Source organism: Streptomyces sp. NPDC007863, from assembly GCF_040633895.1.
Lineage (GTDB): Bacteria > Actinomycetota > Actinomycetes > Streptomycetales > Streptomycetaceae > Streptomyces.
In genome coordinates this window covers 181,780-200,957 of sequence record NZ_JBEYEI010000014.1, presented here as the reverse complement: position 1 = coordinate 200,957, position 19,178 = coordinate 181,780, and the positions used below count along the sequence as shown (strand labels likewise).

15 protein-coding genes, 1 tRNA gene and 1 pseudogene are annotated in these 19,178 nt (G+C 74.8%); 5 read left to right on the top strand and 12 right to left on the bottom strand.

Annotation, left to right across the window (positions count from 1 at the left end):
• Positions 1 to 6: 6 nt before the first annotated feature.
• The 7 genes from ABZ621_RS22935 to ABZ621_RS22905 form a co-directional block, all read right to left on the bottom strand.
• Positions 7 to 3,036, bottom strand: a complete 3,030-nt coding sequence (locus ABZ621_RS22935; RefSeq protein ID WP_360607355.1) for an AAA family ATPase — start codon at positions 3,034 to 3,036, stop codon at positions 7 to 9.
• A 222-nt stretch (positions 3,037 to 3,258) separates the two neighbouring features.
• Entirely contained in the window at positions 3,259 to 4,956 is a 1,698-nt protein-coding gene (locus ABZ621_RS22930; RefSeq protein WP_360607440.1) for a S8 family serine peptidase, read from the bottom strand.
• Between the two features lie 860 nt (positions 4,957 to 5,816).
• Positions 5,817 to 6,683 carry a GNAT family N-acetyltransferase gene (locus ABZ621_RS22925; protein WP_360607353.1) on the bottom strand — a complete coding sequence of 289 codons (867 nt, stop codon included), beginning with the start codon at positions 6,681 to 6,683 and terminating at the stop codon, positions 5,817 to 5,819.
• Between the two features lie 173 nt (positions 6,684 to 6,856).
• On the bottom strand, positions 6,857 to 7,798 hold the full coding sequence (locus tag ABZ621_RS22920; protein ID WP_360607351.1) for a hypothetical protein: 942 nt from the start codon (positions 7,796 to 7,798) through the stop codon (positions 6,857 to 6,859).
• Positions 7,795 to 8,820 (bottom strand): SPFH domain-containing protein, encoded by a 1,026-nt coding sequence (locus tag ABZ621_RS22915; RefSeq protein ID WP_360607349.1) that lies wholly within the window; start codon positions 8,818 to 8,820, stop codon positions 7,795 to 7,797. The genes ABZ621_RS22920 and ABZ621_RS22915 overlap by 4 nt, the downstream gene beginning before the upstream one ends.
• Positions 8,821 to 8,904: 84 nt before the next feature.
• Entirely contained in the window at positions 8,905 to 10,032 is a 1,128-nt protein-coding gene (locus ABZ621_RS22910) for a DMT family transporter (RefSeq protein ID WP_360607347.1), read from the bottom strand.
• Positions 10,029 to 10,871, bottom strand: a complete 843-nt coding sequence (locus ABZ621_RS22905) for a phosphatase PAP2 family protein (RefSeq protein WP_360607345.1) — start codon at positions 10,869 to 10,871, stop codon at positions 10,029 to 10,031. The genes ABZ621_RS22910 and ABZ621_RS22905 overlap by 4 nt, the downstream gene beginning before the upstream one ends.
• Before the next feature lie 190 nt (positions 10,872 to 11,061).
• Between ABZ621_RS22905 and ABZ621_RS22900 the strand changes: the two genes are divergently transcribed.
• Together ABZ621_RS22900 and ABZ621_RS22895 are read left to right on the top strand one after the other, a co-directional pair.
• Complete coding sequence (locus ABZ621_RS22900; protein ID WP_360607343.1) at positions 11,062 to 11,664, top strand: TetR/AcrR family transcriptional regulator; 603 nt, start codon at positions 11,062 to 11,064, stop codon at positions 11,662 to 11,664.
• Positions 11,665 to 11,693: 29 nt separating this feature from the next.
• Complete coding sequence (locus tag ABZ621_RS22895; RefSeq protein ID WP_360607341.1) at positions 11,694 to 12,062, top strand: DUF488 family protein; 369 nt, start codon at positions 11,694 to 11,696, stop codon at positions 12,060 to 12,062.
• Here the strand turns inward: ABZ621_RS22895 and ABZ621_RS22890 are convergent.
• Entirely contained in the window at positions 12,059 to 12,577 is a 519-nt protein-coding gene (locus tag ABZ621_RS22890; RefSeq protein ID WP_360607339.1) for a DUF309 domain-containing protein, read from the bottom strand. The genes ABZ621_RS22895 and ABZ621_RS22890 overlap by 4 nt on opposite strands.
• Before the next feature lie 106 nt (positions 12,578 to 12,683).
• Between ABZ621_RS22890 and ABZ621_RS22885 the strand changes: the two genes are divergently transcribed.
• Both ABZ621_RS22885 and ABZ621_RS22880 read left to right on the top strand, forming a co-directional pair.
• Positions 12,684 to 12,760 (top strand) — tRNA-Pro (locus tag ABZ621_RS22885).
• 292 nt (positions 12,761 to 13,052) lie between these two features.
• Positions 13,053 to 13,601 carry a rhodanese-like domain-containing protein gene (locus ABZ621_RS22880; RefSeq protein WP_360607337.1) on the top strand — a complete coding sequence of 183 codons (549 nt, stop codon included), beginning with the start codon at positions 13,053 to 13,055 and terminating at the stop codon, positions 13,599 to 13,601.
• Between the two features lie 595 nt (positions 13,602 to 14,196).
• Here the strand turns inward: ABZ621_RS22880 and ABZ621_RS22875 are convergent.
• The 3 genes from ABZ621_RS22875 to ABZ621_RS22865 all read right to left on the bottom strand — a co-directional run bounded on the left by ABZ621_RS22875 (position 14,197) and on the right by ABZ621_RS22865 (position 16,996).
• The gene (locus tag ABZ621_RS22875) at positions 14,197 to 15,087 is read right to left on the bottom strand and encodes an alpha/beta hydrolase (RefSeq protein ID WP_360607335.1); all 891 of its coding nucleotides are present in this window, start codon (positions 15,085 to 15,087) and stop codon (positions 14,197 to 14,199) included.
• A gap of 90 nt (positions 15,088 to 15,177) precedes the next feature.
• Positions 15,178 to 16,182, bottom strand: coding sequence for an NADP-dependent oxidoreductase (locus ABZ621_RS22870; RefSeq protein WP_360607333.1), 1,005 nt, complete (start codon positions 16,180 to 16,182; stop codon positions 15,178 to 15,180).
• Between the two features lie 127 nt (positions 16,183 to 16,309).
• A complete protein-coding gene (locus tag ABZ621_RS22865; protein ID WP_360607331.1) occupies positions 16,310 to 16,996 on the bottom strand; it encodes an SDR family oxidoreductase in 687 nt (228 codons plus the stop codon).
• A 108-nt stretch (positions 16,997 to 17,104) separates the two neighbouring features.
• On the opposite strand from ABZ621_RS22865, the gene ABZ621_RS22860 reads away from it, so the two are divergent.
• Entirely contained in the window at positions 17,105 to 17,665 is a 561-nt protein-coding gene (locus ABZ621_RS22860; RefSeq protein WP_360607329.1) for a TetR/AcrR family transcriptional regulator, read from the top strand.
• A 77-nt stretch (positions 17,666 to 17,742) separates the two neighbouring features.
• Here ABZ621_RS22860 and ABZ621_RS22855 read toward each other — a convergent pair.
• Positions 17,743 to 18,606, bottom strand: a pseudogene (locus ABZ621_RS22855) (HEAT repeat domain-containing protein); the annotation flags it as partial.
• Positions 18,607 to 19,178 lie beyond the last annotated feature (572 nt).

The window sequence follows — 19,178 nt, the reverse complement described above, 5'->3', positions numbered from 1 at the left end:
CCGGGCTCAGGGGCGCAGCGCCGTCGCCAGCTGGGCGCGGGAGCGGACGTCCAGCTTCTGGTAGATGCGGGTCAAACGGGCCTCCACCGTCTTCACGCTCAGGAAGAGCTTGGCCGCCGCCTCCTGGTTCGAGGCGCCCTGCCCCACCAGCCGGGCGAGCCGCAGCTCCGCCTCGGTCAGCGAGGCCAGCGCCGTGGCGGTCTCGTCGCCGCCCGGCGCCGCCCCGGGCAGCTCCCCGGCCGGCGCCTCCGTGGCCAGCGCCAGCCAGGGCGCGGCCCCCGCCCGCTCGAAGACGGTGGCCGCCGCGTGCAGCGCGGTCTGCGCCGCCGAGCGCCGCCGCCGCTTGCGCTCCACCCGGGCCAGCGCCATCAGCGCCCGCCCCTGCTCCAGCGGCAGGCCCGCCTCCGCGAACCGGCTCGCCGTCCCGGTCAGCAGCTCCGCCGCCTCGTCCGTCCGGCCCTCCGCCGCCAGGCACAGCGCCTGCGCCCGGTCGCAGCCCAGCAGCACCGTGGACCGGCCCAGGCGCGCGGCGACCGGACGCACCTCGGCGAGCACCGCGAGCGCGTCCTCCACGGCGTCGTGCGCGAGCAGCGCCTCCGCCAGCTCCTCGTGCCAGCGCAGCATCGACGGGTCGACAGTCGACTGCGCCCGCTCGTCGGTCTGCACCCGTCGCAGCGTCTCCAGGGCCGCCGCCACGTCGCCGTTGATCAGCTGGACGCGCCCGAGGGCGTACCGGCTGCGCGAGAGGAAGACCCGGTCGCCCTCCTCCTCCGAGGCCTGCACGCTCCGGCGCGCGTAGCTGGCCGCCCGGCCCAGGCTGCCGCCCGCGGTCTCGGCGAGCGCCAGCGCGTACCAGGCGGGGCCGGGGGAGAGACCGGCCTCCAGGGTGAGCGCCAGCGACTGGCCCGCGTGCGCGAGCGCCGCCCCGCAGGCGCCGATCCGCGACTCGATCTCGGCGAGCGTGCGGAAGAGTTCGATGGCGTCCTCGACCGAGCCGCGCCGCTGCACCAGCGGCAGCAGCGCGTTCAGCTCGTCGCGGGCGTCGACCAGCCGGTCGTCGAAAAGGGCATGACGGATCGTCAGGATCCGGGCGGCGTTGCGGATGCCCAACGGCCGCTCGGCGAGCTCCAGTTCACGGGCCCGGGCCAGGACCGGCTCGGCGTCGGGGGAACCGAGCGCCCGCTCCATGCGGGCCTGGACGGTCAGCGCCTGCGCGGCCGTCCGAGGGTCGCCGACCGAGGCGGCGAGCGCCGCCGACTCCATGGCCGCCATCCTGGAACGCTCCGGATCGCCGTCCGCGAGCACGTACTTGACGGCGAGGCGCAGCTGCACGGCGGCCCGGAGCGCGGTCTCGCCCTCCGAGTCCTCCATCGCGTGCACGTACATGTCGTCGAGGTCGGTGAGGCCCTGCCCCGCCGTGTCCAGGACCGCGAGGCGGGCCCGCACCCGGTCGGTGGGGGAGGCGTCCCGGGCGAGCAGGTCCGTGGTGGCCCGCATGGCGAGGTCGGCACGGGCGGCCCTGGCCGCCTCCTCGGCCGCGTCCACGAGGCGAGCGATCCGCCGCGCCCCGTCCCGTCCGGGCGTCGACTCGGCGGCCAGCAGGGCCAGTTCGGCGGCGAGCGCGTTGTTGCCGCGCCGCCGGGCGGTCTCCGCGGCGGCCGCCACCTCGGCCGCCAGCTCCTCGTCGGGCCGGTCGGAGGCGAGCGCCCGGTGGCGTACCGCCTCCACCGGGTCGTCCACGACCTCGGCGAGCGCCGCGTGGCCGGCGCTGCGCTCCGCCCAGCAGGCGTCGTGCACCAGCGTGGAGGGCAGCAGCCCGGCGGTGAAGACGAGCGAGCCGTCCTCGGCGAGCGACACGAGCCCGGCCCGCTCGGCCGCCGCGAGGTCCGCCTCCGCGTTGGGCCGTCCGGCGCGCCGCACCAGCGTCGCCGAGGGGCGCAGGGCCAGGGCCGCGAGCAGCAGGGTGGCCCGGACCGGCGGGGGAGCGGCGCCCAGGAGCTGGCGGGCGAGGTCGCGGGCGCGGCCCGAGAGGGTCAGCGCCTCCGCGTGGTGGACGGGCGTGCGGGCGTCGGCGAGGGAGCGGCCGACGGCGAGCGCGAGCCGCGGGTTGCCGCCGCTCGCGCGGTGGATGCGGCCGGCCATCCGGGACGGCAGCCGGTGGTGGATGAGGAGTTCGGCGATCTCGTCGGCCTGGAGCGGCGGCACGAGCAGCAGGTCGGCCTCGGACGGCACCCACAGGTGCGCGGAGTGCCCCGCGCCCGACCGGCCCGGGTGTCCGGCGGCGCCGGTGCCGGGCTCCGGGGCGTCGGCGCGGTGGGTGTCCCCGTACGGCTCCGGGGTCTCGACCGCGATCACCCGCAGCGACGGCGGCGCGAGGTGGAGGGCGAAGCGGAGCAGGTCGGTGCTGTCGGGGTCGAGGAACTCGGCGCCGTCGACGACGAGCAGCACCGGACCGCGCGAGGTCAGCGCGCGCAGGATGCGGGCGATGCCCAGGCGCAGCGCGATCGGGTCCCAGCCGCCCTGCTGGATGGGGGCCTCGCGGCAGAGCATCGCGACGGCGGTCCGCTGAGGCCCCGGCAGGTCGTCGAAGACGCCGGAGGCGAAGACCCCGGCGGGGAGCGCGTCGGCGGCGGGCACCGGGCCGCCGGGGGCGGCGGAGGTGGTGGGGGCCGGGCCGTCCTCGCCCGCGAGGCGCTCACCGGCGCGCGGGATCGTTTCGGCGGCGCGCGGGCCCGGCCAGGCGACGGTGCTGGCGACGGAGGCGACCAGGGCGGCCGCGGCGGCGCCGGGTATCGCGCGGTCGGCGGGGAGCGCGGCGAGCCACAGCACGGTCTCGCCGCGGGCCTCGGCCCGGGCGGCGGCGGCCAGCGCGACCTCGGTCTTCCCGACGCCGGCGGGGCCCGTGAGCAGGGCCCGGCCGCGCGCGTGGAGGACGGATTCGAGGCGGGCGAGCAGTTCCTCGCGGCCCACCGGGGCCGGGGGTCCGGCCGTGCCGGGGGTGCGTGCGGGCAGGGGGCCGTTCGGAACCGTCGTCACCTGGTCGCCACCTCCGCCCGTGGGCCCCGCCCATGAGCCCTGCGCAGAGGATACGGAGCCCACCGCTTCCGTCCAGGGTCCGTGTCCGGCATACGGACACCCGACACCGGGCGGATACCTTTCCGGAACCCGGCGACGCCCCCGTGGTGTAGACCACGAGGGCGTCGCTGACCAGCGATGATGCTGGTGTGGGGGGTGGTGTCAGAACGATGGAGCGGAGGCTCAGAAGGTGAGACTCCAGGAGTCGATGTAGCCGGTGTCACCCGTGGCCACATCGCGGACCCGCAGCTGCCAGGTGCCGTTGGCGACCTCGCTGGAGGCGTCGACCGTGTACGTCGTGAGGACGTTGTCGGCGCTGTCCGAGCCGGAGGAGGCCTTCAGGTTGCGCACGGTGCCGTCGGGGGCGACCAGGTCGACGACCAGGTCACCGCGCCAGGTGTGCTTGATGTCCACGCCGACCTTGAGGGCGGCGGGGGCGTTGCCGGTGCGGCCGGTGACGGCGATCGAGGACGACACGGTGGTGTTGTCCGAGATCGTCACGTTGTTCGAGTTGGTGAAGACGGTGCCCGGCTGGGTGGTGGTGCCGGTGACCGCGTCCACGGTCTTGGCCGCGTCGGCGATGCCGGTGCCGCAGCCGCCGGAGCAGGTGCCGGGCAGCGGGCGGGCGTTGCTCTTGATCGCCGTCTCGATCTCGGCCGGGGTGAGCGCGCTCTTGGCCGACTTCAGGAGGGCGGCGAGGCCGGCGATGTGCGGCGCGGCCATGGAGGTGCCCTGGTAGGGCTCGTAGTTCTCGGTCGACTGGGTCGTCGCGCCCGAGTTCAGCGTGGAGTAGATCGCGTTCTCGGGGGTGGTGACGGTGCCGGGCGTGTCGGTGGCGTTGCGGGTCTCGCCGCCGGGGGCGGACACGTCCACGAGGGTGCCGTAGTTGGAGTAGTACGACCGGGAGCCGGCGCGGTTGGTCGACGCCACGGTGATGACGTTCGAGCAGTTCGCGGGCGTGAAGCCGGAGGTGTTGGCGTTGCTGTTGCCCGCGGCGACGACGACGGTGGTACCGCGCGAGACGGCGCCGTTGATCGCGGTCTGGTAGACGCTCGGGCAGGAGGAGCTGGCGCCGCCGAGGCTCAGGTTGATGACCTTGGCCGGCGTCGGGTTGGCCGGGACGCCGGGGACGGTGCCGCCGGAGGCCCAGGTGATGGCGTCGGCGATGTCGGCGGACGAGCCGCCGCACTTGCCGAGCACCCGCACGGGCTGGATCTTCGCGTTGTACGCGATGCCCGCGATGCCCTTGGTGTTGTTCGTGACGGCGCCGATGGTGCCGGCCACGTGGGTGCCGTGCCAGGAGGAGCTCGACGCCTTGGAGCCGGTGCCGCACTCGCCGTCGGTGGCGTTCCAGTCGCCCTCGTCCTTGGCGTCCGCGTCGCGGCCGTTGCCGTCGCGGGCGTCGGCGGACGTGGAGATGAAGTCGTAGCCGGAGACGACGTTGGACGCCAGGTCCGTGTGGGCCGCGTAGCCGGTGTCGATGACGGCGACGGTCACGCCGGTGCCGGTCGTCTTGTCCCAGGCCGACGGGACGTTCATGCCGCCGGTGGCCTCGAAGAGGTCCCACTGCTTGGCGTAGTCGGTGTCGTTCGGGGCCACGGCCATGGCGTAGGCGCGGACGTCCGGCTCGACGGTCGCGACGGACGGGTCGGCGCGGAAGGCGGCCATGACCTCGTTCACGTCCTGCGGGGTGGCGGTCTCGCCCAGGTCGACCAGGGCGCCGCCGCCGGCGAGGCGACGCTCGAAGGAGAGCTCCTCGCCCGTCTTCGCGGCCTTCTCGGCGGTGTCGGTCTTCGCGGCCGCGTTGGAACCGGCCTCGGCCGCCTGGGTCTTGTAGGTCACGATGACCTTCTCGACCGGGGCGGTGGGAAGCGCCTGCATGCTCTGCGAAGCCGGAGCCGGAGCGGGCTTCGGGGAAGGAGCGGCCGGGGCGGCGGCGAACGCCCCGGTGGTGGTGACAGCGGCACCGATGATCGCGGCGGTGGCGACCACGGATATGACTCTCCGCCTGGAACCGTTCAAAGTGCTGGCCCTTTCGAGTACGACGTGGTTGCGGGCAGTGGCGGCGGCGCGGGAGGCACGGAGCGAAGTGGGGTCGCCGTCGTGTTCCCTGGGCTGGGGGGCCCGTGCGCCGCCACCGGCGCCGACGGCCCGGGTCAAGGCCGTCCCCGGCGGGGTCTCCCCGCATGCACCTGTCACATGTCAGATGCGATGCGGGGGATGATATCCGCCGGTGCGGAGGACAGTAGGGAACGCGAAGGTGAACGCGATACGGGGAAAACCCTTGTCACCCCTCACCCCCGGGGAGGGGGTCCCCCAAGGGGGTCCACCCGCGAAGCCCGAGGTCCCGGCCACGGCGCACCCCGAGCGCCCCCGATGCGCCCCTCCCGCGACCGAACTGGCCGAATCCGACCCGTTCGCGGGCACACGAAGGGGCGCGCGAGGGGAGCGTACGCCTCCTGGTGCGGGCTCGTGTACGCGGGGGTGGTGGTGAGGGGTGAGGGGTGCGGCGTCCGGGAGGCCGGATGTTGGATCCGGTATCCGAAAGGCTGGATGTCGGATCCGGTATCCGGAGGGCTGGATGTCGGATCCGATCTCCGGGAGATTGGATGTCGGATCCGATCTCCGGAGGTTGGATATGGGATCCGACATCCGGAGGACTGGACGTTGGATCCGATCTCCGGGATATCGGATCCAGTCCGGCCGGCCCTCACGCGTCGGATACCGGATCCGGCGCCCCCTCAGCCGAGTTCGAGCGTCGTCACCCCGAAGACCCGCTCCCGGGCGACCGGCCGCACCGGGCCCGTGTACATACGGGCCGTCTCGAAGGTCGGGGTGAGGCCGCGCTCTTCGGCGATGCGGGCCGCGGCCGGGTTCGTCTCGGGCATGTCGACGGCGATGGCCCGTGCCCCGAAGTCGCGGGCGGCCCCGGCGAGCGCGTCGAGGAGGGCCGCGGCGTCCGCGGGGCCGTCCGCGAACAGCGGTCCCACGCGGGCCTCGTCCTGGCAGGGGCGGACGACGCCGTAGCCGGTCACCCGCCCGTCGACGACCCGCGCGAGCGCGCGGTGCCCCGGGGTCGTCAGCCAGGCGGAGAGGAACCGGGGCCGCTCGGCGTGGTGGCAGGCGGAGTCGTACGCCGCGAGCAGGGCGGGATCGATCCGTTCGGCCGGCACCACTCCGGTCACCGGGCGCTCCGGGGGTGGGAATTCTCCGACATATCGGGCGGTCCGGTAGGCGGTGACGAAGCCGGAGCGCCGGTAGTTGTCCTGCTGCGCGGGCACCCCGTCGAGTCCCACCACCCGGCCGCCCGCGTGGGCCAGGCCCGCCCGCCAGGTGGCGATCCCGAGGCCCTGGCCGCGGAGTTCGGGGCGGACGAGGTAGAAGCCGAGGAAGGCGTACGCCTCCCCGTAGGTGACGACGGAGACGGCGGAGACCGGCTCCCCGTCGAGCCGTCCCAGGAAGAAGCCGGCCGGATCCTGCGCGAAGAAGGCGTCCGCGTCCGCGCGGCCGGGGTTCCAGCCCTCCTCCGCGCACCAGGACCGCACGAGTTCCCACTCGGCGCGGGTGGCGGGGGCGACGGCGACGGTACCGGGGGAGCGAGGGGTCATGGCCGGCCTTCCGGGGAGGGGGGCGGTGGGCGCGGCGCCCGCGCGGCCTCGGCACGCGCCGCCGCCGGACCCCCGCCCAGGGGCGCGTCGCCGCACCCCAAATCGGTCAAAGCGCCCCACCCTAGCGTTCCCTGAGGGGCTCCCCGATGGGCCGCCGATCGTTTCCGGCCGGGTCAGCCCACCAGCCGGAGGCGGGTGTCCGCGACGGTGAGCCGCACGGTCTGGCCCCAGGTCAGGTCGAGCGCGTCGGACTCGACGCCGTCGCCGAAGGCGACCAGGCGGTCGGACTCGACGGTGAGCCGCAGCCCCTGTCCGGGGCCGATGAGCCCCTCGACCCGGCTCGTGCCGGTCGTCGGCGAGGGCCACGCCTCGCGCACGAACCAGGCGAGGCGCGGTTCGCCCGGCCCGGGCAGGGCGAGTCCGCTGGAGCGCTGCTGCCAGAGCGAGCGGAGCCAGCCGGTGGCGCCGGTGCCAGTCCCGGCGAGCACCCCGGAGGACGCCTGCGCCTCAGGGGCCCCGCCCTCCGTGCCGCTCCCTCCGCCGCCGCCCCGCTCGCGGCCGCCGTCCACCGGGGCGTCGAGCGTGTACCGGGCGGTCTGATGACCCGGCGGGCCCACGTAGATCTCGTTGAGCGCGAGCAGCCGCTGCCCGTCGTCGGTGGCCGCCGCGACCATGGTCAGCTCGTCCGCGGCGGCCCCGGCCCCGGCCGCGTACGGCAGCAGCCGGCGGGCGTCGGCGGGCCGGTGCCGGACGAGGACGCCGGCGTTGCGTCCCGGGTCCGCGTCGATGCCGACGACGGGCTGCCCGGCGAGGTACTTGGCGGTGTTGGCGACGAGCCCGTCCTGGCCGACGACCACGACCACGTCCTCGGGGCCGAAGAGGAACCTGTCCAGATCCGCGCGCTCGACCCGGGTCTGCCGCCAGGCCAGCGGTACGGCTCCGGCGACGGCCGCCAGCGCCCGCCGTGTCCGCTCGTGCCGTTCGCGGACCTCGTCGGCCGAGCGTCCGCGCGCGGCGAGGAAGAACGCGGCCTGCCCGTGCGTCCCGTGCCGGGCGAGCAGCTCCTCGTACTCCGTCCTGCGGTGCACGAGGACCGCCCGGGGCGCGAGGCTCACGCGCCCGCCCCGCCGCCGTGCCCGCCGCTGCCGCCGCCGAGCTTCGCGAGGAGGCCGGTGAGGACGTCGGGGGAGAGGGTGAGGTGCTCGATCCGGGGCAGCTGCTCGGCGGCCCGGGTGAGCGCCATGGCCCGGAGGACGGCCGGCTCGGCCGCGGCGTGCGCCTGGAGCCAGGCCGTCTGCGCGGCGGCCCGCGCCTCGCCGACCTCGCGCGCCGCCTCCGCCTCGGCCCGGGCCAGCCGCACCTTCCGTACGGCCTCGGCCTCGGCCCGTACCGCGTCGGCGGCGGCCGACTCCTCGGCCTCGCGCCGGGCGTTGGTGCCGCGCTGCTCGACGAGCCGCTCCTCCTGGCGGGCCAGCTCGATCTTGCTGGCGAGTTCGTTCTCGGCGATGGTCCGCTCGCGTTCGACCGCGACGGCGCGGCGTTCGTACGTGGCCCGGTCGGCCTCCTGCTGGATCTGCTCGCGCGCGGGGGTGCGCAGGGCGCGCTCGACCTCGGGTTCCGGCCGGAGCGCGACGACGCGGACGGCGACCACCTCGATGCCGGTGGCGGGCAGCCGGGGCTCGGTGGCGAGCCCGTCCGTGATCCGCTCGCGCACCGCCGCCACGCCGTCCACGAGCGCCTGGGCGAGCGAGGTGCGGGCGAGCACGTCGAGGGCGTGCTGCTGGGCGGTCTCGGTCAGCAGGGTCGCGATCTGCTCCAGCGGGGTGCCGCGCCAGACGCCGGTGTCGGGGTCGATGGAGAAGTCGAGCCGGGCGGCGGCGGTCGCCGGGTCCCCGATCCGGTACGTGACGGTGGACTGCACGCTCACGTCCTGGAAGTCCGCGGTCCTGGCGTGGAACGCCATCGCGAGCTCCCGGTCGTCCACCGGCACCTCGGAGAGCGCCGCGCTCAGCGGCCGGAACCAGAAGCTGAGTCCGGCCCCGTCGTGCGCGAGCCTGCCGCCCCGCTGGTGCCGGATGTGCGCGGTGGGCGCGGAGCGGAGATGGCGCCAGCCGGCCCGCCGGGTGATGTCGGCCATGAGAGAACCCCCTTGTCGTCGCCATGACGATAGGCCCGGAGGCCGCTTGTCGTCAAGGTGACGTTAAGGGGGTGGGGGGTGCGTTCAGCGGGCGGGCTCCGCCTCCGGTACGGGGGCGAGCGCGCCGCCCAGCGCCCCGGCGAGGCTCGTGGACCCGCCCGGCTCCGGCGCGAGCCCGCCGGGACCGGGCGCGGCGCCGGAGCCCGCCGCCGCGAGCGGCGCGCCCGGAGCGTCCGCCGCCCCGGACCCCCGCCCCGCCTCCATCGGCCCCGCCTGCGCCGGCATCTGCGCGGCTTCCTGTGACGGTGACGGCGACGGTGACGGCGCCGGCGTGCCCGTCGTGAGCAGGACCACGCCCCGGGCCGCGACCAGCGCGCCCGCCGCGGCGGCCAGCCAGCCCCACGCGCCCGCGCGGAAGGTCTCGCCGAGCAGCGCCACGCCGAGGACGGCCGCCGCGGCCGGGTTGGAGAGGTTCACGACCGCGAGCGGGGCGGCCAGGCCGCCCTGGTAGGCGGTCTGGGAGAGGAGCAGGCCGCCCATGGCGAAAGCGGAGATCAGCAGGGCGAGCGTGGCGGTCTGCCACCAGGCCGGGGTGCCGCCGGGCAGGCCGAGGGTCAGCGCGGCCGTGAGGGTCTGGGTGAGGGCCGACGCCACGCCCGAGGCGACGCCGGAAGCCGTGGCGTGACCGAGCCCGCCGGCCCGCACCCCGCCCCGCGCCGCGCCGCCCTCCGTACGCCCGGTCCGCCGGCCGCCGGCGAGCACCGCGATCAGCAGGGCCGTCGCCGCGGCGACCACCAGGGACTCCCGCAGGCTCAGCGCCTCGCCGGGCGCGGCCGGACCGGTCACCGCGACGAGGCCGACCAGGCCCGCCAGGGTCCACAGCGCGCCCCGCCACTCGGTGCGGGTCACCCGCCGGCGGGCGGTGTACGCGCCCAGGGGCAGCGCCGCCACCAGCGTCAGCGCGCCGAGCGGCTGCACCAGCGTGAGGGGTCCGTAGTGCAGGGCGGCGACGTGGGCGAGGGCGCCCGCCGCGTTGAGGCCGACGGCCCACCACCACTGGCCGCGCGTGAGCAGCGCCCGCAGCGCCCCGCGCCCCGTGGGGGTGGAGGGGGCGGCGGCGAGCCGGGCCTGGGCGACGGCGGCGAGCGCGTAGCCGGCGGCGGAGACGAGTGAGAGGAGCACCGCGAGGACGGTGCCCGCGACGCCGTTCATCGCCGCGCCCCGGACGGTACGGCCCCGGTCCCGGTCCCGGCGGTGGACTCCCGCCGGGGGCGGGGCACCCGTGGGGCGTCGGGCGCGGCGGGCGTCGCGGCGGACTGCCCGGGCGACGGTACGACGAGCAGCGCGAAGCCGAGCAGGACGGCCGCGGCGACCGCGTCCAGCCAGTAGTGGTTGGCCGTGCCGACGATCACCAGGAGCGTGATCGCCGGGTGCAGCAGCCACCACCAGCGCAGCGGCGAGCGGGTCGCGGCGATCAGGCCGATCGCCACCATCAGCGCCCAGCCGAAGTGCAGCGACGGCATCGCGGCGAACTGGTTCGCCATGGAGTCCGTCTCGGGGACCGCGCCGTACACGGACGGGCCGTAGACCCGCGCGGTGTCCACGAGGCCGCTCTCGGCGAGCAGCCGGGGCGGCGCGAGCGGGATCAGGATGTGCAGCGCGAGCGCCGCGCCGGTGACCAGCGCCAGGACGCGCCGGGACCACACGTAGTGCGCGGGGCGGCGCCAGTAGAGCCAGGCGAGGAAGGCGATCGTGGCCGGGAAGTGCACGGCCGCGTAGTAGGTGTTCGCGGCCCGGATCAGCGGCTCGGCGTGCAGCAGGAGCTGCTGGACGGCGCCCTCGCCGGGGATGTGGAGGGCGCGCTCGGCGTCCCACACGAGGTCGGCGTTGCGGAAGGCGCGGGACTCGTGGCCGTTGGCGAGCAGCCGGCCGAACTTGTAGACGAGGAAGAGCCCGGTGACGAGCAGCAGCTCGCGCAGGAGCGGTGGTCGCCCGCCCTCCGCCGGGGAAGCGGGGCGGAGCCCGCGTGCCCCGCGTATCCGGGTAGCCATGGCGCGGCACTTCCCATCCGTCAATCGGTCAAATGTGCAACAAACGGAGGAACTCTAGATCCGATTTCATCGAGACGCAAGCGTCTCGATACGTTTGCGTCTCGATTGTGCACCCCCTACTCTCGTATGTGCAGGGAAGAGGGAGCTCGCGCCCCGCGCGCAGAGCCCCGGAGGTATCCGGGAGGGACCGATGTCCACACAGGCCGCCACCGCCGCCGCCCGCCGCAGCAAGATCACGCCGGAGCGCGAGGCGGAGCTGTACGAGGCCGTGCTCTGCCTCCTGCGCGAAGGCGGCTACGACGCGGTGACCATGGAGGGCGTCGCGGCCCGCACCAAGTGCGGCAAGGCCACCCTCTATCGGCAGTGGGGCACCAAGCCGCAGCTCGTCACCGCCGCCCTCGCCGCCCGCCGCTGCGGGGTCTTCACCGGGATCGACACCGGCAGCCTCGCCGGCGACCTCCACGAGGCCGCCCGCATCGCCTCCGCCCGCCACGAGCACGACACCGAACTCATGGAGGCCGTCGCCCAGGCGTACCTCCACCACCCCGACCTGCGCGCCGCCATCCGCGAGATCGTCATCGCCCCCGAGGTCGCCGCCATCGACGCCGTCGTGCACCGCGCCGTCGCGCGCGGCGAGGTCGCCGCCGACAACCCGGCCATCGCCTTCGTCGCCCCCAGCTTCATGGGCCTGCTCCGCATCGAACGGCTCCTGGAGGACCGCTTCCCCGACGCCTCCGCCGCCCGCGCGTTCGTCGACGCCGTCCTGCTGCCCGTCCTGCGCGTCGACGGGTGACGCGCCCCGGGCGCGCGCACCCTGGAGCCATGCCCGCCACCACCCCCGACGTCCGCGTCCGCCGCGTCTACGACGCCCCGTCCCCCGACGACGGGATCCGCGTCCTCGTCGACCGCCTCTGGCCCCGCGGCCTCGCCAAGGCCGACGCCCACATCGACGAATGGCCGAAAGCCCTCACCCCGTCCACGGAACTCCGCCGCTGGTACCACGGCCCCGGCGAGGGCGACTACGACGAGTTCCGCCGCCGCTACGAGGCCGAACTCGCCGCCCCCGAAGCGGCCGCCTCCCTCGACCGCCTCCGCACCCTCGCCGCGACCGAGACCCTCACCCTCCTCACCGCCACCAAACACCCCGAGACCAGCCACACCACGGTCCTGCGGGAGGAACTGACTGCCTAGCGCCCGGCCGCCCCGACCGTGAGCCGGGGCGCCTCCCCACGGGCGTCCACCGGCTCGCCCCGCTCCACCCGGCCGGCCAGCTCCCCGGCCCAGCGCAGCAGCCCGGTGACGTCCACCCCGTACGTGGCGCCGCCCCCGTCCGCGTACCCGCCGACCCGTCCGGCACCCCGCCGCAGCAGCCGCGCCCCGCCCGTCGCGTTCCCCCGGGCGGCGTGCGTCAGCCCCACGGCCAGCTGCGCGAGCCCCTGCCACAGCTCCCGCTCGCCGCCGGGCCCCGACTTCCAGGCGTCCTCGAACACCTCGTGCGCGTGGAACGGCATCCCGGCGTCCAGCAGCCGCTGCGCCTCCCGCACGGTCTCCTCGGGCGCCCGCACCACCCCCTCGGGCTGCCGCGCCACCCCCGCCGCCCCGTACGGCAGCGGCCGCCCCAGCCCGTCCCGGGGCCGGGCGCTGCGCGCCCGCCCCTCCGCGTCACGGTCCCGGCCGCTCGCCGGCCCTCCGGATTCCTCGCTCACCCGGCCATTCTCCGCCCCCGCCGGCCGGAGTGTGATCGCCACCCGTGGAGTGAGGTAATGTTCTCCTGCACGCCGACGCGGGGAACACCCCGCCACCGACGGGCACCGGGACGTGGCGCAGCTTGGTAGCGCACTTGACTGGGGGTCAAGGGGTCGCAGGTTCAAATCCTGTCGTCCCGACCATGCGGAAACGCAGGTCGGAGGCCGTTCTCTCATCTATGAGAGGGCGGCCTTTCGTGCGTCCGGGGGCGCGGTGGTCGCAGTGAGTCGCACGCCCGCGCCGGGGCCGGTTCACCAGGGCGCTGGAGGCGGGGCGGTTCGGGAGCGGAGTCGGCCGAGGGCGCGGAGGCGGTGGAGGTGGTCGCGCGGTGGTCGCAGCCATGCTGATCGCCCGCCTGATATCCCCGGCATGGCCTGGGCCCCGTGGACCCCGTGGGCCGTGCCCGTTCCGACTCAGCCAAGGACCGGTTCCGCCATGAGCGTTTCCCCCACCCTCAGCGTCGGCGAAGCGAAGGCCCGCCTGCCCCAGTTGACCGTCGTTGACGTCCGGACTCCCGGCGAATTCACCTCCGGTCATCTGCCGGACTCCGTCAACGTCCCCCTCGACCGGATCGAGCGGAGCCTGCCCGAGCTCCGGCAGGCCGCCGAGAGGGGCGTCCTGTTGCTGGTGTGCGCCTCCGGAGCCCGCTCCGGGAAGGCCGCGGCGGCCCTCGCCGCGCACGGGGTCCCCGCTGCCGGCCTCACCGGCGGCACCAGCGCCTGGACGGCCGCCGGCCACGGCCTCCATTCCCCGGACGGCCCGGCCCGGGCCGTGTGGGGGATGGAACGCCAGGTCCGCTGCACCGCGGGCGCCGTCGTGCTGCTCGGCCTGCTCCTCGGGCTGTTCGTGCACCCGGCCTTCCAGCTGCTGTCCGCGGCGATCGCCGCAGGCTTGGTGTTCTCCGCGCTCACCGACACCTGCGGCATGGCGGTGGTCCTCGGCCGACTGCCGTTCAACCGCCGCGGCATTGAGGCCCGCCTGTGACCGAGCCGACCGGTACCCCCAACCGCCGCGACCCCTACGAGGGGTTCCCGGGCCACGTGGGCCGCACCTTCGCCGAGTCCGAACCCACCTGGCCGCCGCGGCGCACGCCCGGCGGCGGCGCCCCGGCGCAGAACTCCACACGGCAGGTAGGCGGCGACGGCGCGGGGCCTGCTCGGCCGTGTCCCGGGTGGGGAATCCGTCGCGGCGCACCATGGTGCGGCGGCGGTCCGGGGCGGGGATATCGACGGCGAAGTCGCAGGTGCCGTGCTCGCTGACGGCCGCCTCGGCGAGAGCCTCGACGTCCTCGACGCCGGAGGGGCGGCCGGCATGGTCAGCGGAGGGAGAACACGGCGGCGATCAGCGGGCTGAGTGGTCTGCCTCGCAAGTCCTTCGGGGGTTGGCTGCGAGGTTGGCCGTCGGCACGCCTGTGGTGAGGCGGCGAGGTGGATCCGGCATGCGGTGTCGAGGGCGTTCTCGAGGGTGCCGCTTGGACTGTCAGTGGGCGGGAGGGCGGCTGGTCGGCGGCGGGGTGGTTCGCCCGGGCCTGCCTCGTCCCGGCCGCGGCTGGGACGAGGTGGCGGTGTGGCTTCGGCGGTCAGGCGTCGGGCCGTGCTTCGAGGAATGCGAGGGCCCTGGCCACGAACGCGTCGTGGTACTGGAAGATGCCTCCGTGTCCGGCGTCCGGGTAGAGGGGGACGAGTTCGCCCCGGGGCAGCCGGGCGGCGAGGTCGAGGGTGTTCTCGCTCGGCACCATCCGGTCGCTCTCGCCGTTGGCCACCAGGACTGGCTGGCGGATGCGGGACAGGTCGGCCGGCGGCTGGAGGCCCCACCGGTGGATGGCCTTCAGCTGGGCGCGGAACGACGTCGGCGAGATGGCTTTGTCGCGGTGGTCCGTGCGCTCCTTCAGCCGTTCCAGGAAGGCGCGCGCTTCGCGTCGGCCGTGGTCGGTGTCGGTGAAGAAGAGGAACTGCTTGGGGTCCTTGCGGGTGAGGACGCCCTTCAGGATGTCCCGGAGGGTGAGTGCGGTGACCTTGTCGATGCCCGGGCCTCCGGCGGGGCCGGTGCCCGCGAGGACGACTTTGCGCACCAGCCGCGGTTCCTCGGCTGCGATGACCTGGGCGATGAAGCCGCCCATCGACAGGCCGAGCAGGTCGACCTGCTCGAAGCCCAGGGCTCGGATGAACAGCACCGCGTCGCGGGCCATCGCTTCGATGGTGTCGGGGGTGGAGCCGCCCGACGCGCCGACTCCGCGGTTGTCGAAGGCGATCACCTGGCGCCGGGTGGCGAGTCCGTCGATGACGCGCGGGTCCCAGTTGTCCAGGACGGCGGTCAGGTGGTGGAGCAGGATCAGCGGTACGCCGTCTCCTTCCGGGCCGAGCCGCCGGTAGACGAAGTCGACGCCGCGCACGGACACCGAACGGGTCGGCACGTCCTTGTACGACGACGGGGCGGGCGTGGGGGTGGCGGAACTGCGCGGTGCGCTCATGATCGGTTCCTGGGGGTGTGGAAGATGGGGGCCGGGGGGAAGGTCTTCTCGCTGCCCGGGGCCTGGCGGTGGTGTGGCGGGGTCCGGTGCTCACACCGTCGCGATGACGACCTTGCCGGCCTTGGCGCGGCCCTTCTCCGCATACTCCATGGCTTCGCGGGTCTGCTCGAAGGGGAAGACACGGGCGACGACGGGGCGGATCTTCCCGGCGTCGACGAGCTGGGTGAGTTCGCGCAGCTGGTCCCCGTCGGCCTTCATGAACAGGAAGGAGTAGGTCACGCCCCGGCGCCTGGCCTGACGCCGGGTCCTGAAGCTCAGCGCGTTCATCGCCTGCCGCAGAACCGGGTTCGCGCCCAGCTCGCGGGCGAAGTCCGCGTCGGGCGGCCCGGCGATGCTGATGACCTTCCCGCCTGGCTTGAGGACCCGCAGCGACTTCTCCAGGGTCTTGCCGCCGAGGGTGTCCAGGACGACGTCGTAGCCGTCCAGGACCTCCTCGAAGTCCTGGGCGCGGTAGTCGATGACGACGTCTGCGCCGAGTTCCTCGACCAGGGCGGCGTTGGCCGCGCTCGCGGTGGTGGCCACGTGTGCGCCCAAGTGCCTGGCCAGCTGGAGGGCGATGGTGCCCACTCCGCCGGCGCCCGCGTGGATCAGTACCTTCTGGCCCGGCCGGACCTGCGCCCTCTCGACCAGCGCCTGCCACGAGGTGAGGGCTACCAGGGGAAGGGAGGCGGCCTCCGCCATGGTGAGCGTGGCCGGCTTGAGAGCCAGGTCGTTCTGGTGGACGGCGATGAGTTCGGCGAAGGTGCCGATGCGGTCCTTGTCGGGCCGGGCGTAGACCTCGTCACCCACCGCGAACCGGGTGACGGCCGAGCCGACCCGGATCACCACGCCGGCGAGGTCGTTGCCCAGCACGAGGGGGAGACGGTACGGGAGGATCAGCTTGAAGTCGCCGTCGCGGATCTTGAAGTCCAGCGGGTTGACGCTCGACGCGTGGATCTTGACCAGCACGTCGTCGGCGCCCGGCTCGGGATCGGGCATCTCGGCGGCGCGCACCGCGGACTCGTCACCGTACTTCTCGATCAGATAGGTCTTCATCGCCGTCTTCCTGTCTCGTCCGCACAGGGACGGGATCTCCGCTCGCTCGGGGCTGCCCCGCTACGAGCTGCTTTCTGGTGTTCACTGCTGGTTCATGACGCCCCGCGCCGATGCGGCGGGGCGTGCCTCACGCCGTGTTCGGCGATGCGGCAAGGCTCCGCTTCACGTGCCGGGTGGTCTCGTCGGCGAGGATCTCGGGCAGTCCCCGTTCGATGCCGGACAGGGCCTGGGCGGCGACCTCGGCGGGGTCGGTCTTCTGGTCGGCGGGAACGCCGGCGGCCATGTCGGTGTCCATGTATCCGACGTGCAGTGCCGTGACGGTGATGCCGCGAGGCGCCAGTTCCTCCCGGGTCGCGCCGCTCAGCGCCCATGCCGCGGCCTTCGCCGCGGCGTAGGCGCCGAGGCCGGCCGGGTGCAGCCAGGACAGGACCGACAGCACGTTGAGCACGGCGCCGCCACCGTTGGACTCGATGACCGGGGCGAAAGCCCGCGTCACGGCCAGCGGGCCGAAGAAGTTCACCTCCATCTCCAGACGTACCGCGCCCGGGCTGCCCGTCATGAGGGGCGTTCCGGTGGAGACGCCCGCGTTGTTGACCAGCAGCGTCGCGTCGGACGCGGTACGAGCCGCCGCACGGATCGACGCCTCGTCCGTCACGTCGAGCCGCAGTGGGACGACACCCGGAAGGTCCACCGTCTCGGGGCGGCGGGCCGCCGCGTACACCTTGGCTCCGCGCTGCGCGAGCTGGGCGGCCAGATGCCGCCCGAGCCCCCGGTTGGCGCCGGTGACCACCGCGACCGCGTCCTTCAGTTCCATGAGCACTCCCGCGATGAGGGCGGTGACGACCGCCTAATAGATTATGTTCGACATCTAAATCTCAGTCTAGAATAGATTTCACTCGACATCCAACTGGGAGGGTGACTGATGGGCCGCGTATCGCAGGCACAGGCACAGGAGAACCGCCGCCGGGTCGTGGAAACCGCTTCCCGGCTGCTCCGGGAACAGGGCACCCACCTCAGCGTCGCCGACCTCATGAAGGCGGCCGGCCTGACCCACGGCGGCTTCTACAAGCAGTTCGCCTCCAAGGAGGCGCTCATCGACGAAGCCACTGCCCGCGCGTTCGCCGAACTCGCCCAGCACCACAAGGATGGGCTCGATCAGTACGCCGGGCAGCGCGACGCCGCCCAGCGGGCGCTGATCGACACCTACCTCTCCGTCGATCACCGCGACAGTGCGGCAGACGGGTGCCCTGCCGCCGCGCTCGCCACCGACATGGCCCGCGACGGAGGGGAAAGCGAGGCCCGCCGCGTCTACACCCAGGGAGTGGGCGACTTCGCCGACTTCCTCGCCACCAAGGACCAGGACGGCATCACCCGCCTGTGCACCATGCTCGGCGCACTCGTCCTGTCCCGGGCGACCAAGGGCTCCCCGCTCTCCGAGGAGATCCTCACCGCCGCACGCGAGGCACTGACGGCCACCAACTGACCGCAGACACGGTCGCCGGCTCGACTTGCCCGGGCGGTCCGCGAGGGCGCGACGGCACGCCCCCGTTCCCGTGACGGTCAGGAGGCCCCTCGGGACGCGTAGGCGCGGATGTCGGCGTCGGGGTCGGTGCTGGCCGCGGCGAGGGCGGTGCGGGCTTCGGGGACGGCGCGGTGGGAGAGGAGGGAGAGGACGGCGGCCTTGCGGACGTCCGCGTACGGATCGGCCAAGGTCTTGGCGAGGGCGGGGACCGCCTCGGCGGACAGGGCCGAGCGCAGGGCGGTGGCGGCGCCGGCCCGGACCTGCCACGCGGGGTCGGCGAGTGCCGCCGCGGCCCGCGCGGCGTACCCGGGCGGGCATCCGGTCGCGGCCAGGGCGCCCAGGGCGGCGGCCCGGACCAGTGGGTCGGGGTCGTCCAGGAGTGGGTCGAGGGGGTCCGGCGCCGGAGCGTGCACGGCCGCGAGGCCGCGGGCCACCGCGACCCGGACCTCACGGGCCGGGTCGGTGGCGGCCACCGCCAGTTCCGGCACCGCGTCCACCGAGACCAGGGCGCGGACGGCGGTGACGCGGACGTCCATGTCGACGTCGGAGAGCGCGGCGGCGTACACCCCGGCGTCGCCCAGCCGCAGCGTCCGCAGCACGTCGAGAGCGGCGGCGCGCACGCCTGAGTCATCGACTCCCAGGGCCGCCCGCAGTCCGTCCCCCAGCTCCGGTCCGGCGGGCAGTACCTCGACGAGCTCGCGCAGCGTGGCCGCGGCAGCGGCCCGGACCCGGGGTGCGGTGTCCCGCAGGCGCGCGGCGAGCGCGGGGCCGGCGTCGGCTGGAAGCGTCTCGCCGAGGGCGGCGACGGCCGCCGCCCGCACCACGGGATCGGCGTCCGCCAGGTAGGGACGGAGCGCGTCCAGGTCGGGGGACTCCTCGGCGAGGGAGAGGAGGCGGAGCAGGGTGCCGCAGTATTGCGCCACCTGATGGACCGTGTACACCGCTCTGACCTGAGGTTTCATGGGGCGGTCGGCGAGATCCGCCACCGGGCGACCACCACGTGGACCCATCGGTGACCACGATGCGAACGGCACGCCGATGTGCGGCCCGGCGGCAACCGGCCCCCGACGGCGCCGGTGTGAAGGTCCAGCAGGATCGCGGCCGTCCCACCCCGTCGGCGGTGCCGTTCAGTACGTCGGCGCCGTCCACAGCACGGTGGAGGCATGGGCCGCCGTCCGGCTGTCACCCCCGACCAGGCCGTGCCCCCCCCGGGTCGGCGTGGCGGTCGCATTGCGGGGCCATGAAATCCGGCCACCGTTTTCGGCCGTCTCGGCGGCGTGGCGCACTGTGGTCGGAAGTGGGGAAACCCCAGTTCGCAGTGGGTGCGCAGAGGCAGTCGCGGGTCTCGGTCGAGGTCCCTCCGGGGGTCTTCGGCGGGGGTTGACCGGGGGTGGGTGCGCTGCCAGGCTCCGAGCCATGACCGCGAACGCACTCCTCGCTCCGCGGCTCGACATCTCCGGCCCGTGCACCGCGC